Origin of the sequence: Mesorhizobium sp. 131-2-1, from assembly GCF_016756535.1 — a bacterium.
Classification (GTDB): domain Bacteria; phylum Pseudomonadota; class Alphaproteobacteria; order Rhizobiales; family Rhizobiaceae; genus Mesorhizobium.
On sequence record NZ_AP023247.1, the window covers coordinates 5156973 to 5169864 of the forward strand.

At 61.5% G+C, this 12892-nt stretch carries 8 protein-coding genes; 6 read left to right on the forward strand and 2 right to left on the reverse strand.

What is annotated here, in order from left to right; all coding sequences use genetic code 11:
* Positions 1 to 70: 70 nt before the first annotated feature.
* The 5 genes from JG743_RS25160 to JG743_RS25180 all read left to right on the forward strand — a co-directional run bounded on the left by JG743_RS25160 (position 71) and on the right by JG743_RS25180 (position 7376).
* Entirely contained in the window at positions 71 to 2722 is a 2652-nt protein-coding gene (locus JG743_RS25160) for a type I secretion system permease/ATPase (RefSeq protein WP_202293588.1), read from the forward strand.
* Entirely contained in the window at positions 2709 to 4121 is a 1413-nt protein-coding gene (locus JG743_RS25165) for an HlyD family type I secretion periplasmic adaptor subunit (protein WP_202293590.1), read from the forward strand. The genes JG743_RS25160 and JG743_RS25165 overlap by 14 nt, the downstream gene beginning before the upstream one ends.
* Positions 4122 to 4387: 266 nt before the next feature.
* The gene (locus JG743_RS25170) at positions 4388 to 4537 is read left to right on the forward strand and encodes a hypothetical protein (protein WP_202303175.1); all 150 of its coding nucleotides are present in this window, start codon (positions 4388 to 4390) and stop codon (positions 4535 to 4537) included.
* A gap of 13 nt (positions 4538 to 4550) precedes the next feature.
* A complete protein-coding gene (locus JG743_RS25175; protein ID WP_202293592.1) occupies positions 4551 to 6857 on the forward strand; it encodes an AGE family epimerase/isomerase in 2307 nt (768 codons plus the stop codon).
* A gap of 93 nt (positions 6858 to 6950) precedes the next feature.
* The gene (locus JG743_RS25180; protein ID WP_202293594.1) at positions 6951 to 7376 is read left to right on the forward strand and encodes a DUF982 domain-containing protein; all 426 of its coding nucleotides are present in this window, start codon (positions 6951 to 6953) and stop codon (positions 7374 to 7376) included.
* Between the two features lie 502 nt (positions 7377 to 7878).
* Here JG743_RS25180 and JG743_RS25185 read toward each other — a convergent pair.
* A complete protein-coding gene (locus JG743_RS25185; RefSeq protein WP_202293596.1) occupies positions 7879 to 9255 on the reverse strand; it encodes an aspartate aminotransferase family protein in 1377 nt (458 codons plus the stop codon).
* A gap of 253 nt (positions 9256 to 9508) precedes the next feature.
* Here JG743_RS25185 and JG743_RS25190 point away from each other — a divergent pair, with 253 nt between their 5' ends.
* Positions 9509 to 10624, forward strand: coding sequence for an NAD(P)/FAD-dependent oxidoreductase (locus tag JG743_RS25190; RefSeq protein ID WP_202293598.1), 1116 nt, complete (start codon positions 9509 to 9511; stop codon positions 10622 to 10624).
* A gap of 253 nt (positions 10625 to 10877) precedes the next feature.
* On the opposite strand, the gene JG743_RS25195 is transcribed toward JG743_RS25190, so the two are convergent.
* Positions 10878 to 12647 (reverse strand): rhomboid family intramembrane serine protease, encoded by a 1770-nt coding sequence (locus JG743_RS25195; RefSeq protein WP_202293600.1) that lies wholly within the window; start codon positions 12645 to 12647, stop codon positions 10878 to 10880.
* Positions 12648 to 12892 lie beyond the last annotated feature (245 nt).

The following is a 12892-nucleotide window of genomic DNA, read 5'->3' on the forward strand; positions in this document are numbered from 1 at the left end:
CGGCACCGTCAAGTTTGTGAGTGCTGGGGGGATCGAACGCGGACGTATATCCGCGAAGGGTTAGGCCAAAATGGCGATGCAGAACGAGAATGCCCACGCAGCAGACCATGGACTTCGGGCCCTGGCTCTGTTCCTGCGCTTTCATGGCGTAGACGCCAAGCCCGACCAGATCCGCGATCGCTGTGGCGACGGCGGTGCAATCGGCATCCGCGCGATGCTTCGCTGCGCCCGCGAGCTCGGGCTTAAGGTCGGCGCGCGCAAGGCACATTGGAAACGACTTTCGAGCGTTCGGTTGCCCGGTATCGCTTCGTTGCAGGATGGCGGATTTCTGCTTCTCGCAAAGGTCGACGACAACAGCGCGGTTGTGCTGCATCCAAACTCGTCGGGGCCGAAGCGGATCACGCGCGCGGAATTGGAAGCAATCTGGGACGGCCGTTTAATCCTGGCCGGATCACACAACGTCGCGCAGCGGGCGCTTCATGCCCTTGTTGGCGTGGGTATCCGCGGACGTGATCTGCTGCGGCGCGCCCGCGATAGCGTGATGCGTCCGCGTTTCGCCGATCGACGCGATACGGCCGTCGAGGCGACGAGCACCGCATCTGAGAGCGACGACGACTCAGGGCTCATCGCCTTGGCGATATTGCTGCGTTGCCATGGCATCGCGGCCGACCCGGACCAAATCCGGCATCGGATGGGCGCGGCGCGCATGGGTGTTACCGAAGTCCTGCGCTGTGCAAAAGACTTCGGACTCAAAGCTCAATCACAGAGGACGAAGTGGAGTCGGCTTGCGGTTACTCCGTTGCCGGGAATCGCCGTGCTTCGGGACGGTGGATTCCTGATCCTCGGCAAAGTCGTCGACGACAAGCTCCTCGTTCAGCGCCCGTCATCGCCGCAACCCATTACAATGACTCAGGCCGAACTTGAGGCCATCTGGGACGGCGACATCATCCTGATGACCCGGCGCGCGGCCCTGACGGACCTCTCTCGACGGTTCGATATCGGCTGGTTTCTCGGCGCAGTCCACAAGTATCGCCATCTTCTCAGCGAAGTGCTGATCGCGTCATTCTTCCTTCAGGTTTTTGCCCTTCTCTCACCGCTATTCTTCCAGGTGATCATCGACAAAGTGCTCGTGCATCGAAGCATGAGCACGCTCGACGTTCTGGTCACCGGTCTCGTCGCGCTGACCGTTTTTGAAACTGTTCTCGGCACGCTGCGCGTCTATCTGTTCGCGCATACGACGAACCGCATCGACGTCGAGCTCGGCGCCCGGCTGTTTCGTCACCTGATGGCGTTGCCGATCGCATATTTCCAGACACGCCGCGTCGGGGATTCGGTCGCGCGCGTCCGCGAGCTCGAGAATATCCGCCAGTTCCTGACGAGCTCGGCGCTCACGCTTGTCATCGATCTCCTCTTCACCGTCGTTTTCCTCGCGGTGATGTTCTACTACACGACTTCGTTGACGCTGATCGTTCTGGCGTCGTTCCCATTCTACATCGGCATTTCTGCGGGAGTTGCGCCGCTGTTTCGCCGGCGCCTTGATGAGAAGTTCGATCGCGGCTCGGAGAATCAAGCTTTCCTGGTCGAGACCGTCACGGGCGTCGAGACGCTGAAGGCCATGGCGGTCGAGCCGCAGATGCAGCGCCGCTGGGAGGAGCAGCTCGCCGCCTATGTGACCGCGAGCTTCCGCGTGCTCAGCCTGAACAATACGGCGAGCCAGGCGGTGCAGCTGATAAACAAGCTGGTCGTCGCCGCAACCCTGTACTTCGGTGCCAAGCTCGTGATCGGCGGCGACCTGACCGTCGGCGAACTCGTCGCATTCAATATGCTGGCATCGCGCGTAAGCATGCCGGTGCTGCGGCTCGCGCAGATTTGGCAGGATTTCCATCAGGCCCGGCTGTCGATCGATCGTCTCGGCGATATCCTCAACACCATTCCCGAGCCAAGCCTCAGTCCTGGCCGCGCCGCATTGCCGGCGATCCGCGGACGGGTGACATTCGAGCATGCGACTTTCCGCTACCGAGTCGACGGCCCCGAGGTGCTGCACGACGTGTCGTTCAGCGTCGAGCCCGGTCAGGTCATCGGCATCGTGGGCTCCTCGGGCTCCGGCAAGAGCACCATCGCCAAGCTGATACAGCGGCTCTATGTGCCGGAAAGCGGACGCGTGCTGGTCGATGGCGTCGATCTGGCGATGGTCGACCTGACCTGGCTTCGACGCCAGATCGGAGTCGTCCTGCAAGAGAACGTGCTCTTCAACCGATCCATTCGCGAAAACATCGCGCTCGCTGATCCGGCTATGCCTATGGAGCGCGTCGTTGCAGCGGCGTCGCTCGCTGGCGCTCACGATTTCATCCTGGAGTTGCCCGAGGGCTATGACACTGTCGTGGGTGAACGCGGCAGCAGTCTTTCCGGCGGACAGCGCCAGCGCGTCGCAATCGCGCGGGCACTCATTACCGATCCGCGCATCCTCATCCTCGATGAGGCGACCAGCGCCCTGGACTACGAAAGCGAGCGAGCCATTCAGCAGAACATGACACGAATCTCTGCCGGTCGAACCGTCTTCGTCATCGCTCATCGGCTCTCGACCGTGCGTCACGCGAACCGGATCATCACGATCGAGCATGGCCGCATCGTCGAGGACGGCACACATGATGACTTGATCCGCTCGAACGGGCGTTACGCAAACCTCCACTATCTGCAGGCCGGCATTCATGAAGTCCGCTAGCCAAAACATCGTCGAGTTTCCGAAAGTCAATCTTCGTCGCCACGAGCACGAAGTTGCGTTCCTGCCGGCGGCGCTCGAAATCACCGAATCGCCGCCGTCGCCGATCGGGCGCGCCATCGGCGCGAGTATCATCGCGGTCTTCTGCTTCGCGCTGGCATGGGCGTCGCTGGGCAGCGTCGATATCGTCGCAACCGCGACGGGCAAGATCGTGCCAGACGGGCGCACCAAGCTGATCCAGCCATTCGACACGGGCGTCGTCCGCGCCATCAACGTACGCGATGGACAGAGCGTGAAGGCCGGCGACGTCCTGATCGAGCTCGACCCGACCATGACGGATGCCGACCAGGAGCGCGAGAAAAGCGATCTCCTTTCGGCCGAACTCGACGCCGCACGGCTGCGCGCGGCGCTCGCGGATGATCCGCTTGCGGCCTTCCGGCCGCCGCAGGGCGCGAGCGCGGCGGAGATCGAGATGCACCGTCAGTTTCTTGCCAGCCAGCTCGCCGAACAGAACACCAAGCTCGCCGAGATCGATCGCGAGAAAACCCAGAAAGAAGCGGAACGATCGACCACTTTGGCAAGCGGCGCCAAGCTCGAGGCGACGATACCGCTGCTGCAGGAGCGGGTCGACATTCAAAAGCAGCTCGTCGACAAGGCACTCGCTTCGAAGGTCGTCTATCTCTCCGAGTATCAGGAACTGGTCGGCCTTCAGCAGGATCTCAACCTGCAGCAGAGCCGGCTGCGCGAAGCCGACGCAGCCATCGCGTTGCTAAAGGAAACGAAAGAAAAGACCGCCGCGGAGTACCGGCGCGCGACCTATGAGGCGCTCGCGAAAGCCGAGCAGAGAGCTGCAAGCGCCGGGCAGGAGGTGATCAAGGCAGAGCGGCGCACGAAGCTCCAACAATTGACCGCGCCGGTCGATGGCGTTGTGCAACAACTCGCCGTTCATACGGTGGGAGGTGTGGTGACGCCTGCTCAGCCGCTCGCCGTGGTGGTTCCGAGCGAGAGCCATCTCGAGATCGAGGCCATGCTCTCCAACCGAGACATCGGATTCGTCCATCCGGGACAGAAAGCGGAAGTCAAGGTCGACACATTCAACTTCACCCGCTACGGGCTTCTTCATGGTGAAGTGCTTAGCGTGTCATCTGACGCCATAGTAGGCGACAGGCAGCAGAGCGCGTCGAACGACCGCGCGAGCGACAGTGAGCCGAGAGATCAGGAACTGCAGTATGCCACGCGCGTTTCACTTGACCGTACGGACATGCAGGTGGATGACAAGCTCGTCAAGCTCGGTCCGGGTATGGCGGTGACGGTCGAGATCAAGACTGGCACGCGCAGTATCATCGGCTACTTTCTCTCGCCGCTGGCGAAAACCAAGCAGGAATCGCTGCACGAGCGGTGAACGGCTGTTTGCCGGAGCTAGCCAGGCGTCCGAAACGCCTTTCGTCGACCCTCTTGCGAAACTGAACGCGGTCAGCGCTAATTTCGCAGCCCACCCTTGTCGTCGGCGCCAAAGCAGGACGCACCAGACACCCCTCTCCGTCGGCGGACATGGTCCCGTTGGATAAATGGGTGAGAACCGGGGCGTTAGGGCTACCTCCAATTCATCAAGGGGTCCTGGGCACGGCTGCGTGCTAGGATCGGCACCCGCAGTGCGGAGGGGAAACCGTGGTCCTGAACGTAGTCGGCCAAGCCAGACCGAACACATTCGCCTCGAAACCAGTGCTCTCGCCGGAGCGACGTCGCGAGATGCTCGAGGCACTCGATGCCGTGCCGCGCCCCAATCCAGAGGTCGGAGCCTACAACCGGACATTCTGAGAGGAACTGGACCATGCCGGACCGGATCGTAAGTTTTGTCATGAGCGGGGGCGTCGGATCGCGGCTGTGGCCGCTCTCGCGCGAAGACAATCCCAAGCAATTCCATGACTTTTCGGGCGACGGCTCCATGCTTGCAAAAACTGTTCGGCGCCTCAAGGCGCGGTCGGACGGTGGGACGCCGATCTACCTGATAGCCTCGGAACGGCATGCCGACCGCGTCATTTCGGATATCGGTGCGCTCGGCCTGAACGGCGGCAGACCGATCTTCGAGCCCATTGGACGAAATACAGCCGCGGCGGTCGCAATAGCCACCCTGCAGACAATCTCCAAACATGGCGGCGACACGCTTGTACTCGTAGTCCCCTCCGACCATGAGATATCGACCGAAAGGCAATTCTGGGAAACCGTCGAAGCGGGCATGCCTGCCGCAGATTCAGGAAGCATAGTCGTCTTCGGCATCAAACCGACGCATCCCGAAACAGGGTACGGCTACATAAAGGTTAAGGCTGCGGCAAATGGTGACGGAGTAGCCGCCGTTTCCCACTTTGTCGAAAAGCCCAATGTCGAGACGGCCCGCAAATATGTGTCTTCGGGAAGATTCTACTGGAACGCCGGCATCTTCCTGTTTCGTGCCGACACGATGCGGAAGGCATTTCTCGACCTCCGGCCGGACATCTGGGACGCTGCGGAACGGGCCTACAAGACCGCACGGGCCGACGTCTCAGGCATCTATTTGCCTCAGGGCTTCTACTCGACCGTCCCGTCGACATCGATCGACTATGCGATCATGGAGCATGCATGCGGTATCGCGATGGTCACGGCTTCCTTCCGATGGAATGACCTTGGTTCGTGGCAATCGCTGCTCGAAGCCAGCCCGACAGACCGCGACGGAAATGTCGTGATGGGCGACGTCGTCGCCATGGATTGCGGCAGCTCCTACCTCAGAAGCCAGGGCAGGCTGTTGACCGTCATCGGAATGAAGGATGTGGCGGTGGTGGCGACCCCGGACGCGGTATTCGTCGCTCCCGTCACCCACAGCCAGAACGTGAAGAAAGTTGTCGAACAGTTAGAGAAGAGCGGACGCCTCGAGACGAAGTTCACGGCGTCGGAAGACCGCGTCATCATCAGCGGATCATGGCGAAAGCGCGTCGAGCACTGGCTCTTCAACGAGACCCTGCCGCTGTGGTCCACTGCAGGTGTCGACGAAGTGCATGGCGGCTTTCACGAGGCTCTCGGTTTCGATGCACGGCCGTTGGGCAAACCCAAGCGCATACGGACGATGGCTCGCCAGATCTACGCTTTCGCGGTAGCCAAGGAACGCGGCTGGGCCGGACCGGCCGACAGGCTCATCAGCCATGGCATCGACTTCATCGCGAAATTCGGCCGCACCGACCGCGGCGGCTGGGTTCGCACCCTCAATTCCAACGGCAGCGTGGCCGACCCGGTGGAGGACGCCTACGACCATTCCTGCGTGCTCCTGGCGCTTGCCCATGCTCATCGATGCGGCGATCGGGATGCCTTGCGGCTTGCTCAAGAGACATTTCATTTCATCGACACCCATCTCGAGGACGGCTGCTTGAACGGCTTCCTCGAGAGCCCTGGCTGGAACGGGGTGCGGTTCTCGAACCCGCATATGCACATGCTGGAATCCTTCCTTGCCTGGTATGGCGTCACCGGCGACCGCGCCTATCTGCGTCGGGCGGCACGCATCATCGATCTCTTCCGGAGCCATTTCTTCGACCAGGATAGCTGGACGCTTGGCGAACGCTTCGACGTCGACTGGCTGCCGCTGCCTGGAGACGATGGACAATGGACCGAACCGGGGCACCATTTCGAATGGGCCTCGCTCCTCGTCGACTTCGCGCGGGCAAGCGGGCAGAAGGACTTGGCAGTCTACGCAAGGAAGCTCTATTCGTCGGCGATCGCCAGCGGGTTGAACAGGGCCACCGGTCTGGCTTATGCGGCCGTGTCACGGCAGGGAATCCCCTTCGACCGGCTCTCTCGCAGTTGGCCGCAATGCGAGGCCGTCAAGGCGGCCATCGCCCTTGACGGCATTGGCGGGCCTGATCTGAAACCCGAGATCGAAGCTCGTGTCGCCCGCCTCTTCCGATGGCATATCGATCCGGCACCGCTTGGCCTGTGGGTTGACAGGATTGACGAGCGCGGGAGGTCAGTGGCGACGGAGGTCCCCGCGAGCATTTTCTACCACCTGGTAACGGCGTTGATGCAGTACCTGGACAAGACCGAAGGGCAGGTGGAGCCCTTCCCGCTCCAAGGGTCCGATGTAGGCGGCCCCATTCGGGCGCAGGTCTACGGTTGATCGAGGAGAGGCTGTTCGTCGGATGGCTTAGGAGACCCGTCCAAATCCGACAAGCTTTCGCTGCGTCGCGCTGGGGTGAGACGATGACAATGCGTGAACTTCGCCGAGAGCTGCGACGCGCTGCCGATGGAATGGCGGATTTGTCGCGCGGCGACTTCAAGGTCTTACTTTGTCGGGCAGCGCTACCTTGCCGAACACGCAACCCTGCATGAATGCCTGATGGCTTGGGAGGAACAGATGAGAACGGGATTCAGCAAACCTCTGAGCATGTTTATCGGTCTCGGATTTCCCAGGGAGATTTCTGACGCCGCGGAGGCCTTCGAACTGCTCAACGACATGCCCTCGCACATGCGGGGACCTGCGCACAGCGCGGCGTTGAACGCCTGCAGGGCGGCGATGCGGGGCGAAGTGGACCAAGAAGTGGCGCGCGGTCTCGTCAGAGCCTACGCCAAGGCGCGTGGCATTCTTCCCAGTCGTCGATTGCCGAAATGGCAGCTAGCTGAAACTAAAGTCTTCTGAGGAACCTGGAAGCGCGGCAGTCGCGAGAGCCGGCGCCGAATGGCGAGGCTGAGGTCAACCGCGTGGTGCGCAATCCCGCCTATCGCTACGATCCGGACCTAGCTTTCAGCGAGGTCAAGGCCAAGGCCCAAGCGGCACCGGGTTGATCCGGTTGCTACCCAGCTTCGTCCATATGGATGTGTTCCGCCTATTTCAGCCGGCGTATATATTTCTTCGCCAGCCGGTTGCCGTTTCCTCAGGCAACGCCGGTAAGGCTCGGCCTCTCTGTCATGTGCACGACAAGAGCGCGCCGGGCCGCAAGAAGTCCGCGATCACGCCACCGCACCGACGGATTGTCTGGTAGCTTATTAGAGCGGCGGATTTTTTGTTCGATGGCCGGCGCCACATACCCGCACCCAAACACGCCCTATGTGGCGCCGGCCATCACCACTGCGTCACAAGGCTTGAACGGACCAAGAGAATGAGCGCCTGCTCATAAAGGCATGGGGGTGCTGACGGTTTTTCAGCCCTGCGTCCGAACCTGAGGCAGGGCGGCGTCGAGCGACCGCTCGAACGCATCGACCAGCGTATCCACCTGGGACTCGGTGATGATCAGCGGCGGACAGAAGGCGATGGCATCGCCCATGTTGCGCGAGATGACGCCATTCTGCTGCAGGAACCCGTTGACCAGCGCACCGAGAGCGGCGGGCTTGCCCCATGGCGCCTTGTTCGCCTTGTCGGCGACCAGCTCGACGGCGGCGATCAAGCCAACGCCGCGCACCTCGCCGACCAGCGGATGCGAGGCCAGCCTGCGCAGCCTTGCCTGCAAATGCGAGCCGACGGTGCGCGCATTGCCGACGAGGTCGCGCTCCTCGATCAGCTTGATATTCTCCAGCGCGACAGCCGCGGCGACGGGATGACCGCCGCCGGTGAAACCATGTCCGAAAGTGCCGATGCGGTCGCTTTCGTCGGCAATCGGCTCGAACACCCTGTCGTTGATGAGCAGGGCCGAGATCGGCAGATATGAGGAGGAAATCTGCTTCGACAGAACCATGATGTCGGGCTTGATGCCGAAGGTCTGCGAGCCGAACATCTTGCCGGTCCGACCGAAGCCGCAGATGACCTCGTCGGCAACGAGCAGGATGTCGTATTTCGACAGCACGGCCTGGATCTTCTCCCAATAGAAGGCGGGCGGAACGACGACGCCGCCGGCGCCCATGATCGGCTCGCCGATAAAGGCGGCGATGGTTTCCGGACCCTCGGCGAGGATCAGTTTCTCCAGGTCGTCGGCGAGACGGCTGGAGAACTGCTCCTCGCTCTCGCCCGGCTCGGCGTCGCGCCAATGGTGCGGCGTCGACGTGTGCAACACGTTGGCGATCGGCAGGTCGAAGGAAAGATGGTTGTTCGGCAGCCCGGTCAGGCTTGCCGAAGCGATGGTGACGCCGTGATAGCCGCGCTTGCGGCTGATGATCTTCTTGCGCGCCGGCTGGCCGAGCGCGTTCGACCGGTACCAGATCATCTTCATGGCCGTATCGTTGGCTTCGGAGCCGGAATTGGTGAAGTAGGCCTTGCTCATCGGCACCGGCGCCATCTGCACCAGCTTCTCGGCGAGGTCGATCAGCGGCGCGTGCGCCTTCGAGCCGAAGTCGTGATAGTAGGGCAGCTTCGACATCTGCCGCGTGGCCGCCTCGACCAGGCGCTTTTCCGAGAAGCCGACGGCGACGCTCCACAGGCCAGCCATCGCCTCGATGTAGCGGTTGCCGGCAATGTCCTCGACATAGACGCCATCGCCCTTTTCGATAACCAGCGGACCCGTTTCCTGATGCTTGCGTGCATTGGTGTAGCCATGCAGATGGTAGCGGATATCGCGGGCTTCAGGGGAATTGGGTCGGGTGTCCATGATGGCTCCTGTCTGGCGTCCAAACGAAATGGGATCGCCTTGCTTCCTGAGAAGTCCGAAAAATCCGTCTTGCGTTGGTGCTGCTTGATGCCCCATCCGGAGGTCGGGCCACAAGAGCCGCTGTGTCACGATCGATAGCGCCATGCGATTGGCAAGTTCCAATGGTGTCTCGCGGCTTGCGCGATCAACGCGGTGGATACGATCCTAGACAAAGGCTGCAATGGCGCGGTTAGCGCAACAGAATGGACTGAGCATGGAACAGGTCGATTGCATCGTCGCCGGCGCCGGCGTCATCGGTCTGGCCGTTGCGCGCGCCATGGCCGCGCAAGGCCTGGACACGCTGATCCTCGAAGCGGCCGTCGCCATCGGCACCGAAACCAGTTCACGAAATTCGGAGGTCATACACGCCGGCATCTACTACCCAAGGGGTTCGCTGAAGGCGCGGTTGTGTGTCGAGGGGCGTGAGATGCTCTACCGCTACTGCGCGGAGCGTTCGATCCCGCACCGGCGCTGCGGCAAGCTTATCGTCGCGACCGACGAGACGCAGGAACCAGTGCTGGCCGCCATCCGCGCCAGCGCCGCCGCCTGCGGTGTCGGCGACCTGCGTTTCCTTTCCACCGCGCAGACGCAGGCGCTGGAACCGGCCCTGCACTGCAGGGCGGGGCTGCTGTCACCCTCCACCGGGATCATCGACAGCCACGCGCTGATGCTGGCCCTGCTTCGAGATGCCGAGGAACAAGGCGCGATGCTTTCGCTCAACACGCGCGTCGTTTCAGGCCTTGTCGAGGACGGCCGCATCCTGCTCCGGACGGCCGACACGGCGAGCGGCGAGCAGTTCGAAATCGCCACGTCGCGCCTGATCAACGCGGCCGGACTCGGCGCGGTGGCCCTTGCCGCCTCGCTCGAAGGCTTCGACCGTCAATTGCTGCCCACACTCCGCTACGCCAAGGGCAATTATTTCTCGGTGGCCGGGCGCGCGCCCTTCTCGCGGCTGATCTATCCGGTGCCCGAGCCCGGAGGGCTCGGCGTCCATCTGACGCTGGACCTCGGCGGCACGGCCCGTTTCGGGCCGGATGTCGAGTGGACCGACCGGCTCGACTACCGCGTCGACCCCGAACGCGGCGAGCGCTTCTACGATGCAATCCGCAAATACTGGCCTCAGCTCGCGGACGGCAGCCTGCAGCCGGCCTATAGCGGCATCCGCCCAAAGCTCTCCGGAGCCGGCGACGCCAACAGCGACTTCGTCATCCAGGACAGCGCGACGCATGGCATCGAAGGCCTGGTCAATCTGCTCGGCATCGAAAGCCCCGGGCTGACGTCCAGCCTGGCGATCGCCGCGCATGTCGCGCGCGTTCTGGCGCTCGCCTAGCGGAGCACGAGAAGGTCATCGAGGGCTGCGCAAGAAGGATCCGGAGAAGCCCCCCAATGAAGCGGTATCTCATCCCGGGCGGCGAGGATTTCCTTCGCTTCACAAGCCGGCTACTGAACCCTGCGGAAGTGGTGCTTGCCCGCAGTAGGGCTGGTCAAAAAGCAAGTGGACGCTACCGCTCACTCGCGTCGCCTTGTATCGTTTTGACGGCCTGCATGCTTCAAATAAGAGCCGCGCGACAAACAGCGGACTTTCAAGAGCCGGCGTTGTCTTTCTGCAGCCTTTTCAATTCCGACTCCGCAGCTCCAAGTTCGATAAACGTCTTTGGGCATATCGATATCGCCTTCTCCAATAGCGGCTTTGCGTCGTCGATATGCCCTGCGATCAAATCTTCCTCGGCGCCGTAGAAAGTGGCCTCGCACAATTGGTCATTGCCGACGGCTTTCATTTGCAGAGCCTGCGGAGACAGATCGCCCATGAACAGATCGAAGATCGGATAGGGCCAAGTGGCAGGCGTGAGTTTGGCTTGTGCCTGCTGCGCCTGCGTTTGCAACGCCGGATCTTTTGCATACCCCATCGCCATGATGCGCCACAGATCGTCATAAGCCACCTGCGCACCCGGCATTTCGCTTTGCTGCTTAAACAGCCGCGCGGCATCGTCGTAACGGCCATTGAAGAAGGCTGTAAAACCACTCTCTGTCTGATAGGCGGCATAGGTCCGGGAGATCGGTACAAGCGCGCCCAACGCCACCAGGGCGAAAACGCCAGCGACAACTCCCGCAGCGCGAGCATAGCGCGGACGAGCCTGCTCCCGCGACCAGGACGACATCAGCGCCAGAGCGAGCACGGCGCCCACTATCGCGCCGCCGATATGGGCGGAATAGTCGATCCTCAGGCCTTTATCGGGACCCGAAAAAAGCGGCAGCACCGCGGGGACCAGGATCGAAATCGCGCGCGTCTGCATCAGGCTGCGCTTGGCGCTGGATTGGAAATGAAAGCTGAGCACGATTGCCGTGGCAAAAAGGCCGACAATGCCGCCTGATGCGCCAACCGCAACAACAGTGGCCGGGGTCATATACAGCGAAGCCACCTCTCCGCCCACCGCGCATGCGGCAAAAAGCGCCAGGAACCATAGACGGCCCACCAACCCCTCCAACAAAAGCCCTGCGCGCCAAAGCGCAAAGCTATTGCCGAGGAGATGCACGAGGCTGGCGTGCATCAATGTAGCCGTGACCAGCCGCCACCACTGGCCGTTCAAGATCAAGGGCTGCCACATGCCGCCGAGCGCGGCCAAGGTTTGCAGCGAGGGCGATCCGCCCTGGTTGGGATCGACGGCAAACTTCAACTCGGCGCAATAGATCAAAACCAGCAGCGCGATGAGTCCGTAGGAAGCAAGCGGCTGTGTGGCGGACGATGGTAGACTGCGGCCACCTTGTTCTTCCATCGCATCGAGCGCTGTTGGGTGCGCCGCCATATAGGTACGGCAAAGTTGAGCGATATCCGTGCCTGCGGTATCGATTTGGCTGATCGGGATACTCAGTGCCAGTTTGCTACCCCGCTGCAGCATACACCATCGCCGCGGCACGCTTGCGGCATAGGCAGGATCGACGGCCAGCCTCAGAATGACGAAGTTTTTGCCGGATATCTCAGAAAGCTTCGTTATCGCGTTCCAAGGTACGAGCCTACTTATATAGGGAACTTGCACACCTTGCGACGAAAGCACCACCGCAGGCGCTCGCATCACCAACCGGCGCACCATTGTGGCGGCCATCAAAGCGCCGGCAATCAAGCAGATCCACCCACTAAGGACAAGTAGGGGCGGCGGATGTTTAGCCTGAAGGGAGAAAATCCCGAGACCCAACATCAAGGCGGATATGGCACATGATTTGATGAGTTTTTGGGTAGAATAGTAGAATTTCCGCTCCAGATCGTTTTCCAACATCAAGCCCCTACATCCGCCTGGATTTATGCGTTCGAAGACAATTGAAGAAAAATCAGCGGGGTCACTGCTTTTGGAAATCATGCATTCGCCAGAATGCAGATATCATGCAGCACGACAAACAATCGCACCGTCCGACAAGCCTCCCCCTACTGTTTGCGGACGCTATCAGCGGCGCGGCCTTGCGCACAATATGAGCCTCGGCTCGCGCAGGACACGTTTTCTTGATTTTAATGCTTCGCGCAAGTCTGAGCGAAGTCGCGTCCACAGACCGTTCTGTGGGCATGAAGCCGGTCATGCGATTAGCGGTGAACCCGAAGCAGCCATGC

Coding starts and splice junctions, on each gene's coding strand:
- JG743_RS25175 (WP_202293592.1), top strand. CDS start 4,551: ATGCCGGACCGGATCGTAAGTTTTGTCATGAGCGGGGGCGTCGGATCG.
- JG743_RS25195 (WP_202293600.1), bottom strand. CDS start 12,647: ATGATTTCCAAAAGCAGTGACCCCGCTGATTTTTCTTCAATTGTCTTC.
- JG743_RS25160 (WP_202293588.1), top strand. CDS start 71: ATGGCGATGCAGAACGAGAATGCCCACGCAGCAGACCATGGACTTCGG.
- JG743_RS25190 (WP_202293598.1), top strand. CDS start 9,509: ATGGAACAGGTCGATTGCATCGTCGCCGGCGCCGGCGTCATCGGTCTG.
- JG743_RS25185 (WP_202293596.1), bottom strand. CDS start 9,255: ATGGACACCCGACCCAATTCCCCTGAAGCCCGCGATATCCGCTACCAT.
- JG743_RS25165 (WP_202293590.1), top strand. CDS start 2,709: ATGAAGTCCGCTAGCCAAAACATCGTCGAGTTTCCGAAAGTCAATCTT.